At 71.4% G+C, this 22775-nt stretch carries 17 protein-coding genes; 6 read left to right on the top strand and 11 right to left on the bottom strand.

Annotation, left to right across the window (positions count from 1 at the left end):
- Nucleotides 1-115: 115 nt before the first annotated feature.
- From EOE48_RS06915 to EOE48_RS06875, 9 genes are all read right to left on the bottom strand, one after another.
- A complete protein-coding gene (locus EOE48_RS06915) occupies nucleotides 116-472 on the bottom strand; it encodes a hypothetical protein (RefSeq protein WP_127728063.1) in 357 nt (118 codons plus the stop codon).
- Between the two features lie 106 nt (nucleotides 473-578).
- On the bottom strand, nucleotides 579-2282 hold the full coding sequence (locus EOE48_RS06910; protein WP_127728062.1) for a lysine--tRNA ligase: 1704 nt from the start codon (nucleotides 2280-2282) through the stop codon (nucleotides 579-581).
- A gap of 102 nt (nucleotides 2283-2384) precedes the next feature.
- Nucleotides 2385-3392 (bottom strand): LLM class flavin-dependent oxidoreductase, encoded by a 1008-nt coding sequence (locus tag EOE48_RS06905; protein WP_127728061.1) that lies wholly within the window; start codon nucleotides 3390-3392, stop codon nucleotides 2385-2387.
- A gap of 139 nt (nucleotides 3393-3531) precedes the next feature.
- Nucleotides 3532-4623, bottom strand: a complete 1092-nt coding sequence (locus EOE48_RS06900; protein WP_127728060.1) for a transglutaminase-like domain-containing protein — start codon at nucleotides 4621-4623, stop codon at nucleotides 3532-3534.
- A 56-nt stretch (nucleotides 4624-4679) separates the two neighbouring features.
- Nucleotides 4680-5657 (bottom strand): formate dehydrogenase accessory protein FdhE, encoded by a 978-nt coding sequence (gene fdhE / locus EOE48_RS06895; protein ID WP_127728059.1) that lies wholly within the window; start codon nucleotides 5655-5657, stop codon nucleotides 4680-4682.
- A gap of 1 nt (nucleotide 5658) precedes the next feature.
- Nucleotides 5659-6381, bottom strand: coding sequence for a formate dehydrogenase subunit gamma (locus EOE48_RS06890; RefSeq protein ID WP_127728058.1), 723 nt, complete (start codon nucleotides 6379-6381; stop codon nucleotides 5659-5661).
- A 102-nt stretch (nucleotides 6382-6483) separates the two neighbouring features.
- Entirely contained in the window at nucleotides 6484-7434 is a 951-nt protein-coding gene (gene fdxH, locus EOE48_RS06885; protein ID WP_127728057.1) for a formate dehydrogenase subunit beta, read from the bottom strand.
- A 16-nt stretch (nucleotides 7435-7450) separates the two neighbouring features.
- Nucleotides 7451-10528, bottom strand: coding sequence for a formate dehydrogenase-N subunit alpha (gene fdnG, locus EOE48_RS06880; RefSeq protein WP_148239778.1), 3078 nt, complete (start codon nucleotides 10526-10528; stop codon nucleotides 7451-7453).
- Between the two features lie 133 nt (nucleotides 10529-10661).
- Nucleotides 10662-11195, bottom strand: a complete 534-nt coding sequence (locus EOE48_RS06875; protein WP_127728054.1) for an ankyrin repeat domain-containing protein — start codon at nucleotides 11193-11195, stop codon at nucleotides 10662-10664.
- A 175-nt stretch (nucleotides 11196-11370) separates the two neighbouring features.
- On the opposite strand from EOE48_RS06875, the gene EOE48_RS06870 reads away from it, so the two are divergent.
- From EOE48_RS06870 to EOE48_RS06860, 3 genes are all read left to right on the top strand, one after another.
- Nucleotides 11371-12315, top strand: a complete 945-nt coding sequence (locus tag EOE48_RS06870; protein ID WP_127728053.1) for a LysR family transcriptional regulator — start codon at nucleotides 11371-11373, stop codon at nucleotides 12313-12315.
- A gap of 301 nt (nucleotides 12316-12616) precedes the next feature.
- Entirely contained in the window at nucleotides 12617-13936 is a 1320-nt protein-coding gene (locus tag EOE48_RS06865; protein WP_127728052.1) for an MFS transporter, read from the top strand.
- Nucleotides 13937-13974: 38 nt separating this feature from the next.
- Nucleotides 13975-14607, top strand: coding sequence for an RraA family protein (locus EOE48_RS06860; RefSeq protein ID WP_127728051.1), 633 nt, complete (start codon nucleotides 13975-13977; stop codon nucleotides 14605-14607).
- A gap of 152 nt (nucleotides 14608-14759) precedes the next feature.
- Here EOE48_RS06860 and EOE48_RS06855 read toward each other — a convergent pair whose 3' ends face one another.
- On the bottom strand, nucleotides 14760-15065 hold the full coding sequence (locus tag EOE48_RS06855; RefSeq protein WP_246154015.1) for a hypothetical protein: 306 nt from the start codon (nucleotides 15063-15065) through the stop codon (nucleotides 14760-14762).
- Nucleotides 15066-15278: 213 nt separating this feature from the next.
- Between EOE48_RS06855 and EOE48_RS06850 the strand changes: the two genes are divergently transcribed.
- Both EOE48_RS06850 and ggt read left to right on the top strand, forming a co-directional pair.
- On the top strand, nucleotides 15279-16910 hold the full coding sequence (locus EOE48_RS06850; protein ID WP_127728050.1) for an alpha-D-glucose phosphate-specific phosphoglucomutase: 1632 nt from the start codon (nucleotides 15279-15281) through the stop codon (nucleotides 16908-16910).
- A 264-nt stretch (nucleotides 16911-17174) separates the two neighbouring features.
- Nucleotides 17175-18923: a gamma-glutamyltransferase gene (gene ggt / locus EOE48_RS06845; protein ID WP_127728049.1), complete on the top strand. Its 1749-nt coding sequence runs from the start codon at nucleotides 17175-17177 to the stop codon at nucleotides 18921-18923.
- 67 nt (nucleotides 18924-18990) lie between these two features.
- On the opposite strand, the gene EOE48_RS06840 is transcribed toward ggt, so the two are convergent.
- Nucleotides 18991-21276, bottom strand: coding sequence for an NADP-dependent malic enzyme (locus tag EOE48_RS06840; protein ID WP_127728048.1), 2286 nt, complete (start codon nucleotides 21274-21276; stop codon nucleotides 18991-18993).
- 254 nt (nucleotides 21277-21530) lie between these two features.
- Between EOE48_RS06840 and EOE48_RS06835 the strand changes: the two genes are divergently transcribed.
- On the top strand, nucleotides 21531-22775 hold a 1245-nt coding region (locus EOE48_RS06835), incomplete at its 3' end, for a MutS N-terminal domain-containing protein (RefSeq protein ID WP_484213849.1).

Raw genomic sequence — 22775 nt, 5'->3', positions numbered from 1 at the left:
GGCGGCTGCTCTGTTGCGATGAGAAGACCATAGAGCTTCCGATGCGGTCTCGATGTGCCATCACGCACATGCGAGAGCGGAACAAAATCACACCCGATCCCGTGCTGCGACAGCGTCACCGCATCTGTGCCCCTGCGACGCGGTCGCGGCCGAAGCGGCGGGCATAGGCGGCGGCCGCGTCGCGCTCGTGCCCGGCCAGCACGTCCTCGACGGCGCCGAACAGGTCCGGCGCCTTGCGGAAGCCGGCGGCGACGAGGGTGGCGGCGCGGGCGCGGGCGAGGTCGCGCTTCTGCGGCAGGCACGCCAACTGCGCCCGCAGCACGAACCGCTCCGGCGCCAGCCGCCGCAGGCCCGCCTGCCGGACCTCGCGGGCGAGGCAATGCTTCAGGCGCTCGACCACCGCCTCCTCGGCGGGGGCGGCATCGACCGGCGCGGCGCAGAGGACGGCCAGGACGGGCAGGAGCCGGCGCATCGCGAACCCTCGCAGATTTTGTTCCTGATTTGTTCCATATCACCCCGGCCTCGAACTGCCAAGGTTCAGGCGGGAGGCCCGCGAGCCTCCCGTGTCGGTCGGCCGCTCACGCCGCCTCGGACTTGCCCCGCTCCGCCAGGAAGGCGTCGTGCTCGCGCAGCAGCTCGCCCGCCAGGGCCCGGGCGATCAGCGCCCGCGTCTCGGCGACGCCGTAGAGGGCGACGAAGGAGCCGAAGCGCGGCCCGCGCGCTTCGCCGAGGAGAATCGCGTAGATCGTGGTGAACCACGTCTGCGCCACGCCGGGCCGCCCGTCCGGGCTCTTCGACTTGCCCGAGGTGTCGGGGAAGTGCCGGCGACCGACCTCATAGACGATCGCCTGCAGCGCCTCCGGGTCGGTCGAGCCCTCGTGCGCGGCCAGCGTCTGCGAGAGGTCGGCGAGGGCGGCCGCCTCGGCTTCGCTGGCCGCGCGGTAGGTCTTCGCCGGGCGCACGAAGTCGCGGTAATACGCGACCGCGAGGCGCACCAGCCGGTCGAGGCCGGGATGCGTGTCCGGCGAGGCGCCGGGGGCGTAGCGGTGGATGAAGCCCCACAGCACCGCCGGATCCTCGCTGTTGGCCACCGCCACGAGGTTGAGCAGCATGCCGAACGACACCGAGCCGCCGTCGGGCAGCCGCTCAGGCGCCGGCGGCGCCCCGGCATGGAGGTGCCAGACCGGGTTGCCGAGCTTCAGCTTCGGCTCCTGGGCCTCGAACTTGTCGAGGAACGACAGGTAATCGTCGACGTGGCGCGGGATCACGTCGAAATGCAGCCGCTTGGCCTCCCGCGGCTTGTTGTACATGAACAGCGCGAGGCTCTCGGGGGTGCCGTAGGTCAGCCACTCGTCGATGGTGAGGCCGTTGCCCTTCGATTTCGAGATCTTCTGGCCCTTCTCGTCGAGGAACAGCTCGTAGTTGAAGCCCTCGGGCGGCTCGGCGCCGAGCGCCCGGGCGATCTGGCCCGACAGCTTCACCGAATCGATCAGGTCCTTGCCGGCCATCTCGTAATCGACGCCGAGGGCGACCCACCGCATCGCCCAGTCGGGCTTCCATTGCAGCTTGGCGTGGCCGCCGGTGACCGGGGTCTCGTAGGCCTCGCCGGTGGCGGGATCGCGCCACACGATGGTGCCGGCGGCGACCCGCACCTCGTCGATCGGCACCTGCATGACGTGGCCGGTGACCGGGTGCAGCGGCAGGAACGGCGAGTACGAGGCCGAACGCTCGGCGCGCAGGGACGGCAGCATCACCGCCATCACCGCGTCGTAGCGCTCCAGCACCCGCAGCAGCGTCGCGTCGAAGCGGCCCGAGCGGTAGCACTCGGTCGCCGACAGGAACTCGTAGTCGAAGCCGAACTTGTCGAGGAAGCGGCGCAGCTCGGCGTTGTTGTGGGCGCCGAAGCTGTCGTGGGTGCCGAACGGGTCGGGCACCGCGGTCAGGGGCTTGTTGAGGTTCTCGGCGAGCAGCGCCTTGTTCGGCACGTTGTCGGGCACCTTGCGCAGCCCGTCCATGTCGTCCGAGAACGCCACCAGCCGCGTCGGCACCGCGTCGTTCGTCAGCACCCGGAAGGCGTGCCGCACCATCGAGGTGCGGGCGACCTCGCCGAAGGTGCCGATATGCGGCAGGCCCGACGGCCCGTAGCCGGTCTCGAACAGCACCTCGCCTTTGCCGGTCCGCTCCAGCCGCGCGACGAGCTTGCGCGCCTCCTCGAACGGCCACGAGGCCGCGACGGCGGCGGCCTCGGCGAGGGCGGGATCGGTGCGGAGCGGTGACGGCATGGAGATTCGCTTCGGGGCTCGGATGCTGCGCTGCGGCGTGGACGGTCCGCACCCTAAGCGCCAGGGCGCGGCCTGTCACATCTTTCCACAGGCGACCGCGTCTCAGGCCATCTCGGGCTCGCGGACCGGCGCCGTCATCAGCTCGGCGAGGATCTCGTAGGAGCGCACCCGGGCGCCGTGATCGTGGATCGCGCTGGCGACCATCAGCTCGTCGGCGCCGGTGCGGGCGACGAACGCCTCCAGCCCCTCGCGCACCGTCTCGCGCGAGCCGACGAACGAGCAGGCCAGCATGCCCGACGCCTGCACCCGCTCGGCCGGCGACCAGAAGCTCTCGATGTCGTCGATCGGCGGCGGCAACTGGCCGCGGGTGCCGCGAAACAGCCGGGCAAAGGATTGCTGGGCCGAGGTGAACAGCCGGCGCGCCTCGGCGTCGGTCTCGGCCGCGACCACGTTGACCCCGACCATCGCGTGCGGGCGCTGCGACTGCTCCGAGGGCTCGAAGCGGCGGCGGTAGACGTCGAGGGCCTGCATCAGCGCGTCGGGCGCGAAATGCGACGCGAAGGCGTAGGGCAGGCCGAGCATCGCGGCGAGCTGGGCGCCGAACAGGCTCGAGCCGAGGATCCACAGCGGCACGTTGGTGCCCGCACCCGGCACCGCCTGCACGGTCTGGCCCGGCTGCACCGGCCCGAGCAGGGCCTGCAATTCGATCACGTCCTGCGGGAAGGTGTCGGCGGCGGACGGGTCGCGGCGCAGCGCCCGCAGGGTGCGCTGGTCGGTGCCCGGCGCCCGGCCGAGGCCGAGATCGATGCGGCCGGGATGGAGCGACGCGAGGGTGCCGAACTGCTCGGCGATGACCATCGGGGCGTGGTTGGGCAGCATGATGCCGCCGGCCCCGACCCGGATCGTGCGCGTGCCGGCGGCGACGTGGCCGATGACCACCGCGGTCGCCGCGCTGGCGATGCCGGTCATGTTGTGGTGCTCGGCCAGCCAGTAGCGGTTGTAGCCGAGCCGCTCGGCGTGGCGGGCGAGGTCGAGGCTGTTGCGCAGGGCATCGCCGGGCGTCGCGCCCTCCGGGATCGGCGCGAGGTCGAGGACTGAGAATGGCGGCATGGCCGAGACGATCCCTGGCTGCGGGGTGGCGGCCCCCCTTGAGCCGGAAACATTCGGTCGCGCCGGTCCCGATGCAAGGGCGCCCGGGACGGACGTGCCATGCGCGGCCGGCGGGGTGAGCCGTCGGCCGGCGTCGGACTCAGCCGATCTGCACCTCGCGGGCGGTGATCGCGTAGGCGAAGCGCTTGGGGTCGAGGCAGTCGAGCCGAACCCCCGCCACCTCGGCTTCCGGATACATCAGGAAGCCGACCGGCGCCCCGTCCGAGCCCGGCAGGCGCAGGTCGTGGGCGGTGTTGTAGGCGACCCAGTTGGTCTCCCAGGCGCCGAACAGGGTGTCGCGCGCCGCCGCCACCTTCGGGTCGGAGAGCGGGCGCTCGGCGGGGAATTCCTCTAGCGCGACCTTGCGCACGTCGGCCGGATCGACCGGCACCCAGCCGCGTCCGTCGAGAAACACCTCGGCCCGGCAATGCTGCGCCTTGGTGATCGTCTCCGAATTGGCGCCGAGGCTGCGGTAGCCGAAGCGCGAGGGCGCCACCCGGATGCCGTAGACGTCGCGGGCCGGCAGACCGGAGGCGCGGGCGAGGCCGACATACAGGGCGTTGATGTCGGCGCACTTGCCGCCGAGGTCGCCCATCGCGAGCATCGAGGCCACGTCGCCGAGGCCGCAGCCGCGCACCGACGCCTTGCGAAAGGTGTTCCCGACCACCCAGGCATAGATCGCCCGGGCCTTGTCGCGATCGCTGCGGGCGCCCGCTGTGATGCGCTCGGCGGTGCTGCGCACGAGGCCGTCGGTCGGAATGAGCGCGGTCGAAGCCGTGAAGAGCCGGCGCTCGTCGTCCGACAGCGTCGCGGGGCGGTGGGCGGTGAGGTCGATGGCGCGATCACGGGTTTCGACCCGGCTCGTCACCGTTGCGGTCGGGGCCGCCCCGGCATCCCAGGTCAGGTGCAGCAGCGCCGCGCCGTGGACCGGGTCGCGGTGCACCACCGCGCTGCGGGCGTTGGTAGTCCACTCGTCGCCCAGCGGCCGGGTCCACTCGGCCTCGGCGACCGAGGGCAGTGGAACCCAGGCCTGGGCCGGGCCGCCGGCGGGCAGTGCGAGCCGGGTCGCGACCTCGAACCGGCGCCACGCGCCCGGCCGCGGCGCGAACGTCGTCTCGGCCGCGGCGAGGCGGGGCAGGGCGAGCGCCGCGGCGGCGGCGGCACCGGCTCTCAGGACATCGCGTCGTTGCATGCTTCGGGTCTCCCAAACTGGGGCACTCTCCGGCCTCGGCCGGCGATCTCGTGAGGTCAGTGCAGCAGCAGCGGGTTCAGGCCGACGTTGCGGAACCCCTCTTCGGCGATCTTGAGGTCGAGGCCGTAGGAGGCGACGTCGTCGGCGACCGGGTCGAGAGCCGGGTCGCGGTGCTGGTGCAGGTGCTTGAGGTAGCCGTGGCACTGCGTGCAGGTTTCGACCTGCACGTCCTTCGACACCTCGTCGAGGCCGTAATAGCTGATTCCGCCGCCCTCGCCGCAGGCGGTGCAGCGGATGCGGACGTGGTTCCACAGCGTGCCGCACAGCGAGCACGACAGGTAGCGCGCCTTGTCGGCCGGGGTCCAGCCGACGATCAGGCTCGCGACGGGAGCGCCGCCGCAGCACGGGCAGACGCCGTCGGCGACCGGCTGGAGGCTCCTGGCGTCGAGGGCGGCGGCCTGCCGGGCGAGCCCGACCTGGAGGCCGGCCGCGACGAACAGGCATTCGGCCATCCGGTCGACCGGGAACGCGCCCTCGAACACCTGGAGCGCGAGGTCCTGGCGGTCCTCCGGGGTCGCCTTCCGGAGACTGCTTCGTGCGGCCCGGGCGGCCTCGGGCGCCGCCGACAGGTCGAGGCGCGCGAGCAGGTCGTCGAGGAGCGCGGCAAAGGCCGGGTCGTCGCGCACCAGGGCGCTGGACAGCGGCGGCATGCCGTTGCCGGTCCGCACGTCGAGATCGGCCGGCACCGCGACCGGGATCGCGGCGGCCGCGGCCTGGACGGCGTCCTGCGCCTCCGCGACGGCGGCCAGGAAGCCGAGATAGGCCCCGAGCGCGTGGCCCTGCCGCGCGAGGTCGCGCAGCCGCCTCGCCCGCTCGGCGAACAGCCGGTCGGGCACGGGCAGGCGCACGAACGGCACCGAGCCCGAGATGCCGATCCGGTCCGGGTCGGGCTTCAGCTCCCGCGGCTTGGCGGCCGGGGAGGGCGGGTCGGTCTCAGGAGCCGGATCGGCGCCGCGCCGGAAGAAGCGCGCCATGTCAGGAGCCGCGCTTGTCGGCCGGGCCGCGGGCGGTGCGCTTCTGCGCCATCTGGCGCAGCCACTTGCGGTGGTGGCGATAGGCCCAGCCGCCCGTGACGGTGCCCCGCACCATCGCCCGGCCGGTGCCGCGGATCCAGATGCCGGCATAGATGTGCACGACGATGATCGCGATGGCGATCACGGCGGCGAGCGAATGCGCCAGCAGCGCCCAGCGCTTCGTCTCGATGACCGTGTACTGGTAGAAGTACTGGTCCCAGATCACCAGCCCGCTGAAGAACATGACCAGGATCAGCAGCGTCTGGCCCCAGAACACGCCCTTCTGGCCGGCATTGTACTTGCCGAGTTCAGGCAGTCGCTCCTCGCGGTTGGTGACCACGTCGCGGATCTTCATCGACCATTCGACGTCGTCGCGGTTGGGGATGTTGAGGCGCCAGAAGCGGAAGAACAGGAACGCGAAGCTCACGATCAGCGCGACGCCGAACCACGGATGGATCGCCCGCGTCGCCTGCCCGCCGCCGAACAGGCCGCTGAGGAAGAACAGGAACGGGGTGAACATCGCCAGCCCGCTCAAGGTGAGCAGGGTGAACAGGATCGCGGTGATCCAGTGGCTCACCCGCTGGACCCCGGTGTAGCGCGGGACGTAGATGACCTCGGGCGTCTCCGCCTTGACCTCGCGCAGCGGGCGGGTGTCGCCGTCGCGGATGTCGGTCGGTGTGGTCATCGGTTGCTGTGCCACGAATGCTGCATCCTCGAGGGCGACCCGCCGGATCCGCCCGGGGGAGGGAGGGCCCGCGGGGCGCGGTCGCGCCCCGGGGTCGGAGCGTCAGTGCGGTCTGGCGGCGGCGCCGGTCCCGGTGCCGTTCGTCGGACCGTTCTTGGCCGCCTTCTCGACCTCGATCGCCTCTTCCTCCTCCTCGGCCGCGACCTCGTTGGGGCCGGCGGTGACGTAGTGGAAGAAGCCGGCGAGCGCCGCGAAGCCCATTGTGGCGAGGCCGAACACCTTGGCGCCGCCCTTCCAGAACGCGATCAGCGGGCTGATCCGCGGATCCTTCGGCAGGCCGTTGTAGAGCTGCGGCTGGTCGGCGTGGTGCAGCACGTACATGACGTGGGTGCCGCCGACCCCGGCCGGGTCGTACAGGCCGGCATGGTCGAAGCCGCGGGACTTGAGGTCCTCGACCCGCTCATGGGCCTGCTCGATCATCGCCTCCTTGGTGCCGAACATGATCGCGCCGGTCGGGCAGGTCTTGGCGCAGGCCGGGGCCTGCCCGACCGCGACGCGATCCGAGCACAGGGTGCACTTGTACGCCTTGCGGTCGACCTCGGAGATCCGCGGGATGTTGAACGGGCAGCCCTTGATGCAGTAGCCGCAGCCGATGCAGTTCTCCTCGATGAAATCGACGATGCCGTTGGCGTACTGCACGATCGCGCCGGGCGACGGGCACGCCTTGAGGCAGCCCGGATCGGTGCAGTGCATGCAGCCGTCCTTGCGGATCAGCCATTCGAGGTTCTGGCTCTCGGGGTTCTCGTATTCCGTGAACCGCATCAGGGTCCAGGTCTTCGGCGTCAGGTCGTGCGGGTTGTCGTAGACGCCGGTGTTGACGCCGACGTCGTCGCGCAGGTCGTTCCACTCCTCGCACGCCGCCTGGCAGGCCTTGCAGCCGATGCACTTGGAGACGTCGATGAGCTTGGCGACCTCCTGGTGGGAGCGGATCGTCGGCGGCTGCTCCGTGGAGGCGGAGCGCTGCCGGATGTCGAGGGAGCTGTAATCGGCCATCGTTCGATCCTCCCCCTTACGCGACCGCGTCCGACGGCGGCGTCGTCGGCTCGATGTTGACCAGCCACGCCTTGAACTCGGGCGTCTCGGTGTTGGCGTCGCCGACCACCGGGGTCAGCGAGTTCGGGTGCCAGCCCTTGCGGGTGTGGCCGATGAAGCCCCAGTGCTGCGGGATGCCGACGACGTGGACCGGCTTGCCGTCGCAGATCAGCGGCTTGACCCGCTTGGTCACCACGGCCTTGGCCTTCAGCGACCCGCGCTTCGACCACACCCGCACCCACGACCCCTTGGCGATGCCCTTCTCCCTGGCCAGCTCCTCGGAGATCTCCACGAACGCCTCCGGCTGGAGGATCGCGTTGATCTTCGCGTGCTTGGTCCAGCCGTGGAAATGCTCGGTCAGCCGGTAGCTCGTCGCGACGTGCGGGAACTCCTGCGAGGTGCCGAGGTCGGCCAGATCATCCTTGAAGATGCGGGCGGCGGGCGCCCCCTTCACCTTCGGGAAGGCGAGGTTCGCCATCGGCGACTCGAACGGCTCGTAGTGGGCCGGGAACGGGCCGTCGCGCATCAGGCTGCGGGTCCACAGGCGGGCGACGCCCTCCTGGTTGAGGATGAACGGACCCACCCCCTGCTCGGGCGCCGTCGTCACGCCGTAATCCGGCACGTCGAAGCCGACCCACTGCTTGCCGTTCCACTCGATGAGCTTCTTCTTCTCCGACCACGGCTTTCCTTCGGGATCGCACGAGGCGCGGTTGTAGAGAACCCGCCGGTTGGCCGGCCACGCGAAGGCCCAGTTCGGGGCGATGCCGCGGTCGCCGGGATCGGTGTTGTCCCGGCGCGCCATGGTGTTGCCGCGCTCGGTGTAGCAGCCGGAATAGATCCAGCAGCCGCAGGCGGTCGAGCCGTCGTCCTTGAGCTGGGCGAAGCCGTCGAGCTGCTTGCCCGCCGGGAGCTGGGTCCCGGCGGCCTCGATCGGCGCCAGGGTGTAGCCGTTGAGCTCGCGGGCGAGCTCGTGCGGCGTCGGCGACTCTGCGATGGCGTAGTTCCAGGTCAGGTTGACGATCGGATCCGGGAACGCGCCGCCGTCCTTCCGGTACGCCTCCTTCATGCGCAGGAAGATGCCGGACATGATCTCGATGTCCGACCGGCACTCGCCCGGAGGCTCCTGCGCCTGCCAGTGCCATTGCAGCCAGCGCGAGGAGTTCGACAGCGAGCCCTCCTCCTCGGCGAACAGCGTCGTCGGCAACTCGAACACCTCGGTTTGGATGCTCTTGGTGTCGACGTCGTTGTACTCGCCGTGGTTCTGCCAGAAGCGCGCGGTCTCGGTCTGGAGCGGATCCATGACCACCACGAACTTCATCTTGGAGAAGGCCTCGGTCATCTTGGCCCGGTTGGGGAACGACAGCAGGGGGTTGAAGCCCTGGATGACGTAGCCCGACATCCTGCCCTGCTTGGCGAGTTCGAACCCCCGGATCACGTCGTAGGTCGGCACGTCGAGCTTGGGCAGGTAGTCGTAGGCCCAGTCGTTCTCCCTCGTGGCCTTCGCACCCCACATCGCCTTCTGGAACGAGACGAAGAACTTGCCGTAGTTCTGCCAGTAGCTGACCTGACCGGGACGCAGCGGCTTGAACGTCCGCTTGGCGGCGTAGTCGGCGTAGGTCGGCTCCTTCTCGATCGGTAGGTTGAGGTAGCCCGGGATGAGGTTGCTCATCAGCCCGAGATCGGTCAGCCCCTGGATGTTGGAGTGGCCGCGCAACGCCTGCATGCCGCCGCCGAGCATGCCGATGTTGCCGAGCAACGTCTGCACGATCGTCATCGAGCGGATGTTCTGCGACCCCTTCGAGTGGTGGGTCCAGCCGAGCGCGTAGAGCGACGCCATGGTGCGCTCCGGGCTCGACGTGGTCGCGATGATCTCGCACACCTTCAGGAACTTGTCCCTCGGCGAGCCGCAGATCCGCTCCACCATCTCGGGCGTGTACTGGGCGACGTGCGTCTTCAGGAGCTGCATCACGCAGCGCGGGTGCTGCATCGTCTCGTCGACGACCGCGTACCCGTCGGGCCCGATCTCGTAGTCCCAGGTCGTCTTGTCGTAGTCGCGCTTGTCCGGGTCGTAGCCGGTGAACAGCCCGTCCTGGAAGTCGTAGCCCTCCTTCACGACGTAGCCGGCGTTGGTGTAGGCGGCGACGTAGCGGTGCTGGATCCTGTCGTTGTCGAGCAGGTACTTGGCCACGCCGGACAGGAACGCGATGTCCGTGCCGGGGCGGATCGGGCAGTACAGGTCGGCGACCGACGCGGTCCGGGTGAAGCGCGGATCGACGACGATGAGCTTGGCGTTGTTGTGCGCCTTGGCCTCGACCACCCACTTGAAGCCGCAGGGGTGGGCCTCGGCGGCGTTGCCGCCCATCACGGTGATGACGTCAGCGTGCTTGATGTCCATCCACAGGTTGGTCATCGCACCACGGCCGAAGGAGGGCGCCAAACTGGCGACCGAGGGGCCGTGTCAAACCCTGGCCTGATTGTCGAAGACCAGGGCCCCCATGCTGCGGACCGTCTTGTAGGTCAGCCACGCGGTCTCGTTGGTGGTGGCCGAGGCGCCGAGGAAGCCCGTCGTGGTCCAGCGGTTGACCGTCAGGTCGCCGTTCTTCGCCACGAAGTTGCGGTCGCGGTCCTCCTTGAGGAGTGTCGCGATCCGGTCGAGGGCGAAGTCCCAGGAGACCCGCTTGAACTCGGTCGCGCCGGGCGCCCGGTACTGCGGGTACTTGGTGCGGGTCTCGGAGCGCACGAAGTCGAGCAGGCTCGCGCCCTTCGGGCACAGGGTGCCGCGGTTGATCGGGTGGTCGGGATCGCCCTCGACGTGCATCACCGCCGAGCGGGCGTTCTTCGACTTGTCGCCGAGGCTGTACAGGATGACGCCGCAGGCCACCGAGCAGTACGGGCAGGTGTTCCGCGTCTCGCGCATCTGCGCCAGCTTGAACGGCCGCACCGCGGCGGCCAGCGCGGGTTCGAGCCCGCCGAAGCCGAGGGCGCCCAGCGTCCCCCCGGCGAGGCCGGCGCCCAGCCCCTTGAGGAGACCGCGCCGGGATACCTGAACCGTCATCCCACGTCCCTGATGCGAACCGTTCTAGTCCGAATGAGGTACAGGGTTGTGCGCTGCACGCGCAAGCTGCAGGGGGTGGGTCGATCGGGCGCAACCGATTATCGGGATGATGGGGCCGGCCGCAACGTGTGGTTCACGGTCGGACCACGCGGGCGAGTTGGGCGGGCGTGTCGGGCGCGTTCATCGCCCGCGCGGCCGCCTCGGCGGTGAGGCCGCCGGCGTCGCGGGCCCCGGGGTCGGCGCCGCGGTCGAGCAGCAGCGCCACCATCTCGGTGCGGTTGAACATCGCCGCGGTCATCAGGGCGGTGCGACCGTCCGGGCCGGTGCCGTCGACCGCCGCGCCGCCGTCGAGGAGGGCGAGCACCACCGGCATTGCGCCCTTGAACGCGGCGGCGGCGAGCGGCGTCTGGCCGCGGTCGTTGACGACCTCCGGGTCGGCGCCGTGCTCCAGGAGGGCGCGCACCGCCTCGACATGGCCGTGATAGGCCGCGAGCATCAGCAGCGTGTCGCCCTTGTCGTTGCGCAGGTTCGCCGGCAGCCCCATGCCGAGCAGCTCGGCAAGCTCGTCGGCATGGCCCATGCGGGCGTACTGGAACACCCGGCCCGCGAAGGCGATGGTGTCCTCGTCGAGCGGCGGCCTGTCCGCCTTGGCGTCATCGTCCTGCATCGTCGTCCCTCGTGGCCGGCCCGATATCGGGCGCCGAGCGCCCGCGGCCAACCCTCCGGGGGCCGGAACGAGCGCGCCGCCGCGCTCCGACCGAAGCACATTCCCTAGAGGAAGCGCGTTGCGCCCCACTCTCCGCTGCGGCATGGTGCGGCCCGTTTCGAGGTCGGAGCCCTGCATGACGGTCCGGTCGCCGCGCATCCGGAACCTGAACTGGAACCTGCTGCGGACCTTCCTGGTGATCGTCGAGGAGCGCAGCATCACCCGGGCGGCCGAGCGCCTGCACGTCCGTCAGCCGACCGTCTCGGCCTCGCTGCAGAAGCTCGAGGAGACCCTCGGCGCGCAGCTCGTCCAGCGCAACAGCCGGCGCTTCGTCCTCACCGTCCGGGGCGAGGCCCTGCGGCAGGAATGTATCGAGATCCATCAGCACGTCGAGCGGATTGCCGAGCGTCTCGAGACCGACGAGGACGACCTCGCCGGTCTCGTGCGGATCATGCTCGTCACCGAACTCGTGCTGCCGGCCCTCGACCAGGCCCTCGGCCTGATGCACCGCCGCCATCCCTCCGTGATGCTGTCCCTCGACGTGGCGGGCAGCCAGGAGATCGCCCGGGCCGTGGCGCAGCGCTCGGTGCCGTTCGGGTTCTGCCTGCTGCCCAAGCCGCTGGTCGGCCTCGAATGCCGCCTGCTGATGCGGGAGGCCTTCGGCATCTTCTGCGGCCGGACCCACCCCCTGGCGGGCCGTCAGGACGTGACCCTCGAGGAGCTGCGGGCCGAGCCGTTCGTAGCCTTCCGGTGCGGGCACGACGGCGGCGCCCTCGAGCCGATGGTGGCCCTGCGCGAAGGTGCCGGGCTCGGTGCCCGCACGGCCGGGGTGGCGCCCCACCTGCGCGAGGTCGCCCGCATGATCGCGGCGGGCATCGGGATCGGTCTCCTGCCGGTCGCCGCGGCCGAGAGCGTGATCGAACGGGACCGGCTCTGGCGCCTGCCGGTCCTGCACGATCGGCTCGGTGCCGACCTCTATTTCCTGCGCAGTCCGGACGCTCCGCTCGACCGGGCGGAACGTGCCTTCCTGAGCCTGCTCTCGGACCTCCTGCCGGTCCCGGGCGACGGTCTGCCCGTCTGAGCCGCTCCTGCCGGACCGCCCCGCCGAGGGTCGGTCCGACCTCGTTTGGCGCGGTCCTTTGCAAAACAAGATCAAAATGCAGGCATCTGCAGTCATGAAACGCAAAATCGCCTGTATGACGGCCTGCTATGTCTTGCATCGGAATTTTCTATTTTGATCCGTCCGGGCATCACGCAAGACTGAGCTTCGAGCATCGGTCGGATGCGCCGCCGACCGTTGAGGCAGGGCATCGTCGATGCACGCCGGCGTATCCCGGGGGCTCCGGCCGCCGCGCCCCCGGCCCGACACGAGGACCCGTCCCATGGCCGACACCCTGAGCCCCGCGCTGGCGATCAGCGCCGATCCTCCGCGCAACATGACCCGCATCGCCGTCGCGAGCGTGATTGGCACGACGGTGGAGTGGTACGACCTCTTCCTGTTCGCGACCGCCTCGGCGCTGGTGTTCAACAAGGTGTTCTTCCCGAGCTTCGACCCGCTGGTCGGCACGCTGCTCGCCTTCGGCACCTTCGCGTCGGCCTATCTCGCCCGCATCGTCGGGGCGGCCCTGTTCGGGCATTTCGGCGACCGGCTCGGCCGCAAGTCGATGCTGCTGTTCTCGCTGGTCCTGATGGGCGTCGCGACCTTCGCGATCGGGCTCCTGCCCGACTACCGGGCGATCGGCGTCTGGGCGCCGGTGCTGCTCCTGTCCCTGCGGGTGGTCCAGGGCCTCGCCCTCGGCGGCGAGTGGGGCGGCGCGGTGCTGATGGCGGTCGAGCACGCGCCCGGCCACCAGCGCGGCCTCTACGGCTCCTGGGTGCAGATCGGCGTGCCGGCCGGGACGCTGCTCGCCAACCTCGTCTTCCTCGCCATCAACGCGCTCCTGCCGAGCGAGGACATGCTGGCCTGGGGCTGGCGCATCCCCTTCCTCGCCAGCATCCTGCTCGTCGTCGTCGGCGCCTACATCCGGCTCAACGTCACCGAGACGCCGACCTTCAACAGGATCAAGCGCTCGTCCGAGCAGGCGAAGGTGCCGTTCCTCGATCTCATGCGCCGGTCGTGGAAGACGGTGCTGCTCGGCGGGGTCGCCACGATGTCGACCGGCTCCTCGTTCAACCTGATCGTCGCCTTCGGGCTGAGCTACGGCACGCAGAACCTCGGCTTCACCCGCAACCTGATGCTGACGATCGTGCTGCTGTCCTGCGCGGCCTGCCTCGTGCTGCTGCCGCTCTTCGGCTGGCTGTCGGACCGCGTCGGCCGCCGGCCCGTCATCATCGGCGGTATCGTGGCCGAGGCCGTGGTCGCCTTCCCGCTGTTCTGGCTCATGGACACCAGGACCTTCGCGGGCGCCCTGCTCGGCTACCTCCTGATGATGGCCGCGTTCGCGGCCAATTACGGGCCGATCGCGACCTTCCTGGCCGAGTTGTTCGGCACCCGGGTGCGTTATTCCGGCCTGTCGATCGCCTACATGCTGGCCGGGGTGCTGGGCAGTGCGGCGACGCCCTTCGTCACGACCTGGCTGCTCGCGACCACCGGGCAGGGCTCGTCGGTCGCCTGGTACATGATCGGCACCGCGATCCTGTCGGCAGGCGCGCTTCTGCTCCTCGTCGAGACGGTGCGGCGCGACCTCGCGGAGGCGGCCTGAGCCGCCCCGCTGCCGGCCCGCAGGGGATCCCGTCCATCATGTCCCAGCACGAGACCGCCGAGGCCCTGCGCCTCCTCGCCGGAGTCGAGACCGCGACGATCGGGCATTTCCGCGACGACGGCTTCATGGCCCCTTCGATCCAGGGCCTGGGCGAGGCGACCCGGATCTGCGGCCCGGCCCTGACGGCGGCCCTGCCGGGCGACGACGGTTCCGCCCTGGCGGGAGCCCTGGCGCAGGCGCGGCCGGGCGACGTGCTGGTGGTCGACCGGCAGGGCGACGAGCGCCACGCCTGCTGGGGCGCGGTGCTGACGGCGGCGGCGCTCGCGGTCGGGCTCGCCGGCGTGGTGATCGACGGGCCGGTGACCGACCTGACGGCGATCCGGGCGAGCGGCCTGCCGATCTGGTTCCGGGGCCGCTCGCCGCTCACCACCAAGCGCCGCGGCGGCGGCACCGTCGGCGGCACCGTCCGATGCGGCGGCGTGACCGTCAGGCCCGGCGACCTCGTCCTCGCCGACGAGAACGGCGTGGCGGTGCTCGACCCGGCCGAGGCCCTGGCGGTCGCCCGGTACGCCCTGACGCTTCAGGCCGAGGAGCCCGGGATCATCGCCCGCCTGCGGGCCGGCGAGACCCTGGCCGACATCCAGGCCGCGGCCGCGATGCGGCGGCCCTGAGGGGAAATCGTCGCGGCGAGGGCCTCACACGGCTCCTGGTCGATCGCTCGGCGATCCTTGGCAGGATCGCTTCGCGACGCGGAACCCCACTTCGCTCAAGCGCCGCGCGGACCGAGGAGACGGCTTTTTGGACGATCCGCCCGGAAACCGCCTCAGGTGCGGGCGCCGCGGTGGATGGCGTGCCCGCGCGGCCGGGCGCGGGCGACGGCCGACGGAGCGGGGCAGCGCTCCCAGCCGCCGGCCGCGCGGCACCAGCCCGCCTGGGCGAGGCGATGCTCGTCGTTCTCGCGGTCCTCGCAGGCCTGCGCGGTCATCGGCGAGGGCGGCAGGGCGCAGCGGGCATCCTCGGCCTCGAACCGCGCGATCAGCGCCTCGGACCCGCCGGCGCGCTGGGCGGCGGCGGCCGGCAGCAGAGTCCCGACCAGGAGAGCGGCCGCGAGACCATGACGGACGACCATGACCCTGAACCCCCCTGCTTTCCCTGCGGGCAGACTACGCGCGGCCTCCTTCCCATCTCCGCGGGCCCGCTGCAAGCCGATCTCCGCCGGTTAGGCCTGGAGGCGTAGGCTGTGAAGGGGAGACTTGGCAGGCGGGCGCGCCGGGCGGCATAACCCCCGGCGGGAGCCGGATGCCGGGCTCCTGCCGTCCCCGCCGGTTCCGAGAAAGCGTCCATGACCGTCCGCGTTGTCCCGACCCAGCCGTTCCCCGACCAGAAGCCCGGCACCTCCGGCCTGCGCAAGAAGGTCCCGGTCTTCCGGCAGCCGAACTACGTCGAGAACTTCGTCCAGGCGATCGTCGACAGCGTCGAGGGCCGGGAAGGCGCGACCCTGGTGGTCGGCGGCGACGGCCGCTTCCTCAACCGCGAGGTGGTCCAGACCACGCTGAGGATCGCCGCCGCCAACGGCTTCTCCCGCATCCTCGTCGGGCGCGGCGGCCTGCTCTCGACCCCGGCCGCCTCCTGCGTCATCCGCAAGCACGGCGCGGTCGGAGGGATCGTGCTGTCGGCGAGCCACAATCCCGGCGGCCCGGACGGCGACTTCGGCATCAAGTTCAACACCCGCAACGGTGGTCCCGCCCCCGAGCCGGTGACCGAGGCGATCTACGCCCGCGCCAGGGCGATCACGGAGTACCGCATCCTCGACGCGCCGGACCTCGACCTCGACCGAATCGGCGAGGTGGTGCTCGGCGCCGCCACCGTGTCGGTGATCGACCCGGTCGACGACTACGCCGCCCTGATGGAGAGCCTCATCGACTTCCCGGCGATCCGGGCGCTGTTCGCCGGCGGCTTCCGGATGCGCTTCGACGCGATGAGCGCGGTGACCGGTCCCTACGCGATCGAGATCCTGGAGCGCCGCCTCGGCGCGCCGGCCGGCACCGTGGTCAACGCCGAGCCGCTGCCGGATTTCGGCGGCCACCATCCGGATCCGAACCCGGTCCACGCCCACGACCTGATGGATCTGATGACCGGGCCGGACGCGCCGGATTTCGGCGCCGCCTCGGACGGCGACGGCGACCGCAACATGATCGTGGCGCCGGGGCTGTTCGTGACGCCGGGCGACAGCCTCGCGATCCTCGCCGCCAACGCGCATCGGGCGCCGGGCTACGCCGCGGGGCTGGCCGGCGTCGCCCGGTCGATGCCGACGAGCCGCGCCGTCGACCGGGTCGCCGCGCGGGCCGGCATCCCGGCCTTCGAGACCCCGACCGGCTGGAAGTTCTTCGGCAACCTGCTCGATGCCGGCCGCATCACCCTGTGCGGCGAGGAGAGCGCCGGCACCGGCTCGAACCACGTCCGTGAGAAGGACGGGCTGTGGGCGGTGCTGCTGTGGCTCAACGTGCTCGCCGCCACCCGCGAGCCCGCGGCCGGGATCGTGCGGGCGCACTGGCGCGACTACGGCCGCGACTACTATGCCCGCCACGACTACGAGGAGGTCGACGCCGCCGCCGCCGAGGGGCTGATGCAGGCCCTGCGCGACCGCCTCGACACCCTCCCGGGCCAGTCCTTCGCCGGCCTCACCGTCGAGACCGCCGACGATTTCGCCTACACCGACCCGGTCGACGGCTCGGTGACGAGGCGCCAGGGCATCCGCATCCTGTTCCGCGAGGACGCCCGGGTGGTGCTGCGGCTCTCGGGCACCGGCACGGTCGGGGCGACGCTGCGGGTCTATCTCGAGCGCTACGAGCCCGATCCGGGCAGGCACGACGCCCGGACCGCCGAGATCCTGGCGCCGGTCGTCGCCGCCGCCGAGGCGATCGCCGACATCCGCGCGAGGACCGGGCGGGATGCGCCGTCGGTGGTGACGTAAGGCAGGACGGCTTCCGCAATCCAACCCTCCCCCTTCTGCGGGGGAGGGTGGCGAACGGAGTGAGCGCAGCGGGACGAGGTCCCGCCGAGAGGGGAGCGCGACGCTTCAGAACGTAGCGACTTGCACGGTTGCAGAGCCACTTCCGGAAGCGTGGCTCCCCTCTCCCGCCCCGCATCCGCGGGGCACCCTCCCCCGCAGAGGGGGGAGGGTTCGACCTCGCGGCAACCGCGGCATACCTCAAGAGAATCCCAGGGAGGCCCATCCATGACGACCCCCGTTCCCCCCCGGCGCTGGCTGCGCCGCTCGGTCCTGGCCCTCGGCCTCGCGGCGGCGTTTCCCGCCCTGCCGCCGGCCTTCGCCGCCTCGGTGGCGCCGGTCGCGGCCGAGAACGGCATGGTGGTGACGGCCCAGCGCCTCGCCACCCGGGTAGGGGTCGACGTGCTCAAGCGCGGCGGCAACGCCGTCGATGCGGCGGTCGCGGTCGGCTACGCGCTGGCGGTGGTCTACCCGGCGGCCGGCAATCTCGGCGGCGGCGGGTTCATGACCCTCCAACTCGCCGACGGCCGCAAGACCTTCCTCGACTTCCGCGAGAAGGCGCCGCTCGCCGCCACCCGCGACATGTTCCTCGACAAGGACGGCAACGTCATCAAGGGGGCGAGCACCAAGTCGTGGCTCGCGGTCGGCGTGCCCGGCACCGTCGACGGCCTGGAGCATGCCCGCGAGGCCTGGGGGACGATGCAGCGGGCCGACTTGATCGCGCCGGCGATCGCCCTCGCCGAGTCCGGCTTCCCCCTCGAGCAGGGCGATGCCGACATGCTGGCGAACGGCGCCGACGACTTCCGCCGGGATGCGGCGGCGGGACAGATCTTCCTGACGAACGGCCAGCCCCTCGCGGCGGGCCAGACCCTCGTGCAGGCCGACCTGGGCCGCACCCTGCGGGCGATCAGCGAGCGGGGCCGCGACGGCTTCTACAAGGGCACGGTCGGCACGGCGCTGGTCGAGGCGAGCCGGGCCGGGGGCGGGCTCGTCACCCAGGCCGACCTCGACCGCTACAGGTCGCGCGAGTTGCCGCCGATCGAGTGCGACTATCGCGGCTACCGCGTGGTCTCGGCGCCGCCGCCCAGTTCCGGCGGCGTGGTGGTGTGCGAACTGCTCAACATCCTCGAAGGCTACCCGCTCAAGGAACTCGGCTGGGGCTCGGCCGAGGGGATCCACGTCACGATCGAGGCGATGCGCCACGCCTATCTCGACCGCAACAGCTATCTCGGCGATCCGGACTTCGTGAAGAATCCGGTCGAGCGCCTGATCGACAAGGCCTATGCCGCCAAGGTCCGGGCGGCGATCGACCCGAAGAAGGCCGGCATCTCCGCCGAGCTGAAGCCCGGCACCCCGCCGCACGAGGGCAGCAACACCACGCACTACTCGGTGATCGACGGCGCCGGCAACGCGGTGTCGGTGACCTACACGCTCAACGACTGGTTCGGCACCGGCATCGTGCCGCCCGGCACCGGGGTGCTGCTCAACAACGAGATGGACGACTTCACCGCCAAGGTCGGCGTGCCGAACATCTACGGGCTGGTCCAGGGCGAGGCCAACGCGGTCGCGCCGGGCAAGACCCCGCTCAGCTCGATGAGCCCGACCATCGTCACCAAGGACGGCAAGCCGGTCCTCGTCGTCGGCACCCCGGGCGGCAGCCGGATCATCACCGTGGTGCTCCAGACGATCCTCAACGTGATCGACCACGGCATGACGATCCAGGAGGCGGTCGACGCCCCGCGCATCCACCACCAGTGGCTGCCCGACGTGACCAATGCCGAGCGGTTCGCGGTCTCGCCCGACACCCGCAGGATCCTGGAGGCGATGGGCCACAAGCTCGTCACGCCGCAGCCGGCCAACCACGTCGCGGCGATCCTCGTCGGCGCCCCGAGCCTCGGCGGCAAGCCGGTCGGCCGCAACCGGTTCTACGGCGCCAACGACCCGCGCCGGGGCACCGGCCTCGCGCTGGGCTACTGAGCGACGGCACCGCGACGCCGGCCGGGCACGGCCGGCGTCGCGGACAGGAGCGGCCGATCCGCGTCGCCTACCCGCCGATGTTGAACGCCGCCAGCGCCGCCATGTTGACGAGGTCGGTGTCGGTGGCGCCGAGCGGGACGATCTGGACCGGCTTGTCGAGGCCGACGATCAGCGGCCCGAGCACCTGGGCGCCGCCGAGCTCCTGCAGCATCTTGGTCGAGATCGCGGCCGAGTGGAACGCCGGCATCACCAGCACGTTCGCCGGCTGCTTGAGCCGGCTGAACGGATACTGGGCGAGCAGCTTCGGGTCGAGGGCGACGTCGGCCGCCATCTCGCCGTCGTACTCGAACTCGACCCGCATCCCGTCGAGGATCTTCACCGCCTCCTGCACCCGTTCGGCGCGCTCGGCCTTCGGGTGGCCGAAGGTCGAGAACGACAGGAGCGCCACCCGCGGCTCGTAGCCGAGGCGCCGGGCGACGCCGGCAGCCTCGACCGCGATGCCGGCGAGTTCCTGGGCGCTCGGCATCTCGTGGATCGCCGTGTCGGCGACCAGCACGGTGCGGCCGCGGGCGAGGCAGAGCGAGACGCCGATCACCCGGTGGCCGGGCTTGTGGTCGATGACCCGGCGCACGTCCTCGAGCGCGATCGAGTAGTTGCGGGTGGTGCCCGTCACCATCGCGTCCGCGTCGCCGAGCGCCACCATCGAGGCCGCGAAGTGGTTGCGGTCCTGGTTGATGAGGCGCTGGCAGTCGCGGAACAGGTAGCCCTGGCGCTGCATCCGGGCATAGAGGAACTGCGCGTAGACGCCGTTGCGGTGCGACTTGGCGGCGTTGTGGATCTCGATCGCGTCGCGCCCGCGCAGGTCGATGCCGGCGGCGTCGGCGTTGGCCAGCACCCGGTCCTCGCGCCCGACCAGGATCGCGGTGCCGAGCCCCTGGTTGACGAACGAGACCGCGGCGCGGATCACCAGCTCCTCCTCGCCCTCGGCGAAGACGACCCGCTTGGGGAACTTGCGCACCCGCTCGAACACCCGGTTGAGGGCGCCCGCCACCGGGTCGCGCCGGGCCGAGAGCTGGGCCCGGTATCGGTCCATGTTCTCGATCGGCTTTCGCGCGACGCCGGTGTCCATCGCCGCCTGGGCGACCGCCGGCGGCACGGTGTGGATCAGGCGCGGGTCGAACGGCACCGGGATGATGTACTCGCGCCCGAAGCGCGGCCGCGAGCCCTGGTAGGCCGCCGCGACCTCGTCGGGCACGTCCTCGCGGGCGAGCGCCGCCAGCGCCTTCGCGGCGGCGATCTTCATCTCCATGTTGATCGTGGTCGCGCGCACGTCGAGGGCGCCCCGGAAGATGTAGGGGAAGCCCAGGACGTTGTTGACCTGGTTCGGGTAGTCCGAGCGCCCGGTCGCCACGATGGCGTCGTCGCGGATCCGGCCGACCTCCTCGACGGTGATCTCCGGATCGGGGTTGGCCATCGCGAAGATGATCGGCTGCGGCGCCATCGAGGCGATCATCTCGGGGGTGAAGGCGCCCTTGACCGAGAGGCCGAACACGATGTCGGCGCCGCGCATCGCCTCCTCCAGCGTGCGCTTGTCGGTCCGCACCGCGTGGGCCGACTTCCACTGGTTCATGCCCTCCTGGCGGCCCTCGTGGACGATCCCCTTGGTGTCGCAGAGGATCACGTTCTCGGGTCGGAAGCCCATCGCCTTGACGAGTTCGATGCAGGCGATGCCGGCCGCGCCCGCGCCGTTGACCACGAGCCGCGCCGTCGCGATGTCGCGCCCGGTGATGTGCAGGGCGTTGAGGATGCCCGCCGTCGCGATGATCGCGGTGCCGTGCTGGTCGTCGTGGAAGACCGGGATGTCCATCAGTTCCCGCAGGCGCTCCTCGATGATGAAGCACTCGGGGGCCTTGATGTCCTCCAGGTTGATGCCGCCGAAGGTCGGGCCGAGGTAGCGCACGCTGTTGATGAAGGCGTCCGCGTCCTCGGTGTCGACCTCGATGTCGAAGGAATCGATGTCGGCGAAGCGCTTGAACAGGACCGCCTTGCCCTCCATCACCGGCTTCGAGGCGAGCGCGCCGCGGTTGCCGAGGCCGAGGATCGCGGTGCCGTTGGAGATCACCGCCACGAGGTTGCCCTTGGCGGTGTAGTCGTAGGCGAGGCCCGGATCGTCCGCGATGGCGAGCACCGGCACGGCGACGCCCGGCGAGTAGGCCAGCGACAGGTCGCGCTGGGTCGCCATCGGCTTCGTCGCCACGACCTCCAGCTTGCCCGGCCGGCCCTGGGCGTGGAACTGCAGCGCCTCCTGGTCGGTGAAGGTCGGACGCTTGCGGCGCGGGGGAGTGTCGCTCATGCCGGCACTTTCTGGGGCGAGGAGTTCTTGGGAGAGGGGGGCTTAGACCAAGGTCGAAGGGTCGCGGTCGTGTCCCTTACGGCCCGGACGGGCGCCGCTCAAGCCGGCGGGGCGCAGCAAAACGTGCTGCACTGCCGCAAAGTCGGGCCGTACCCGGCGACGGGGCGCGCGGCCGCGGCCGCCTCCCCATATCCACAGGGATAGGGCCGGCCGTCGTCTTGGAGCCGCCCGCCGACACCCGGTACTGTGCCGCCATGACGATGGACAGCGATCCCGGCCGCCGCCTGCGCGACGACGCCTCCGACTACGAGCCCGCGGAGGCTCCGGCCGCCATGCCCGCCCCGCAAGGCCGTCCCCCGGCCCGTGCCGGCGCGGCCGCGTCCGACGAGACGAAGGTCTCGCCGATGATGGCGCAGTACATCGAGATCAAGGCCGCCAATCCGGGCTCGCTGCTGTTCTACCGGATGGGGGATTTCTACGAGCTGTTCTTCGAGGACGCCGAGGTCGCCTCGCGGGCGCTCGGCATCGTGCTGACCCGCCGCGGCAAGCATGCCGGCGCCGACATCCCGATGTGCGGCGTGCCGGTGGAACGGGCCGACGACTACCTCCAGCGGCTGATCGGGCTCGGCCACCGGGTCGCGGTCTGCGAGCAGACCGAGGACCCGGCGGAGGCCAGGAAGCGCGGCGGCAAGTCGGTGGTGCGCCGCGAGGTGGTGCGCCTCGTGACGCCGGGCACCATCACCGAGGACCGCCTGCTCGATCCGGCCCGGGCCAACATCCTGCTCGGACTGGCGCGCCGCCGCGCCTCCGACACCGGCTGGACCTACGGGCTCGCCGCCGTCGACATCTCGACCGGGGGCTTTTCGCTGAGCGAGGTCGACGGCGACGGCCTGCCCGCCGAGATCGCCCGCCTCGACCCGCGCGAGATCGTGGTGCCGGAGGCGATCCACGACGATCCCGACCTCGCCCGGCTGTGGCGCGAGGGGCGCGCCGCGGTGACGCCGCTCGGCCGCGTCGAGGCCGACCCGGCGGCGGCCGAGCGGGCGTTGAAGGAGCAGTTCGGGGTCGCGACCCTGGAGGGCTTCGGCGCCTTCGGCCGGGCCGAGGTCGCGGCGGCCGGCACGGTCCTGCACTACATCGCCCGCACCCAGCTCGGCGCGAAGGTCTCGCTGACCCCGCCCGCCCGGCAGGCGGCGGGCGCGACGCTGCTCATCGACGCGGCGACGCGGGCCAATCTCGAACTCACCCGCACCCTGTCGGGCGAGCGCGCCGGCAGCCTGCTCGCCGCCATCGACCGCACGGTGGGGGCGGCCGGGGCGCGGCTGCTCGCCGAGCGCCTCGCCGGCCCCTCGACCGACCTCGCGCTGATCCGCCGCCGGCAGGACTCCGTCGCCTTACTGGTCGCGGACGGGGCGCTGCGGGCGGAGTTGCGGGCCGACCTCGCCCGCGCCCCCGACATGGCGCGGGCGCTGTCGCGCGTCGCGGTCGGCCGCGCCGGC

This window comes from Methylobacterium oryzihabitans, from assembly GCF_004004555.2.
GTDB classification, from domain to species: Bacteria; Pseudomonadota; Alphaproteobacteria; order Rhizobiales; family Beijerinckiaceae; genus Methylobacterium; species Methylobacterium oryzihabitans.
Note: the sequence above shows the minus strand (reverse complement) of the source record. Positions and strands in the feature narration are given on the sequence as shown.

Coding starts and splice junctions, on each gene's coding strand:
- ggt (WP_127728049.1), top strand. CDS start 17,175: ATGACGACCCCCGTTCCCCCCCGGCGCTGGCTGCGCCGCTCGGTCCTG.
- EOE48_RS06855 (WP_246154015.1), bottom strand. CDS start 15,065: ATGGTCGTCCGTCATGGTCTCGCGGCCGCTCTCCTGGTCGGGACTCTG.
- EOE48_RS06875 (WP_127728054.1), bottom strand. CDS start 11,195: ATGCAGGACGATGACGCCAAGGCGGACAGGCCGCCGCTCGACGAGGAC.
- EOE48_RS06905 (WP_127728061.1), bottom strand. CDS start 3,392: ATGCCGCCATTCTCAGTCCTCGACCTCGCGCCGATCCCGGAGGGCGCG.
- EOE48_RS06870 (WP_127728053.1), top strand. CDS start 11,371: ATGACGGTCCGGTCGCCGCGCATCCGGAACCTGAACTGGAACCTGCTG.
- EOE48_RS06910 (WP_127728062.1), bottom strand. CDS start 2,282: ATGCCGTCACCGCTCCGCACCGATCCCGCCCTCGCCGAGGCCGCCGCC.
- EOE48_RS06900 (WP_127728060.1), bottom strand. CDS start 4,623: ATGCAACGACGCGATGTCCTGAGAGCCGGTGCCGCCGCCGCCGCGGCG.
- EOE48_RS06850 (WP_127728050.1), top strand. CDS start 15,279: ATGACCGTCCGCGTTGTCCCGACCCAGCCGTTCCCCGACCAGAAGCCC.
- EOE48_RS06890 (WP_127728058.1), bottom strand. CDS start 6,381: ATGACCACACCGACCGACATCCGCGACGGCGACACCCGCCCGCTGCGC.
- EOE48_RS06860 (WP_127728051.1), top strand. CDS start 13,975: ATGTCCCAGCACGAGACCGCCGAGGCCCTGCGCCTCCTCGCCGGAGTC.
- EOE48_RS06840 (WP_127728048.1), bottom strand. CDS start 21,276: ATGAGCGACACTCCCCCGCGCCGCAAGCGTCCGACCTTCACCGACCAG.
- fdhE (WP_127728059.1), bottom strand. CDS start 5,657: ATGGCGCGCTTCTTCCGGCGCGGCGCCGATCCGGCTCCTGAGACCGAC.
- EOE48_RS06915 (WP_127728063.1), bottom strand. CDS start 472: ATGCGCCGGCTCCTGCCCGTCCTGGCCGTCCTCTGCGCCGCGCCGGTC.
- EOE48_RS06865 (WP_127728052.1), top strand. CDS start 12,617: ATGGCCGACACCCTGAGCCCCGCGCTGGCGATCAGCGCCGATCCTCCG.
- fdxH (WP_127728057.1), bottom strand. CDS start 7,434: ATGGCCGATTACAGCTCCCTCGACATCCGGCAGCGCTCCGCCTCCACG.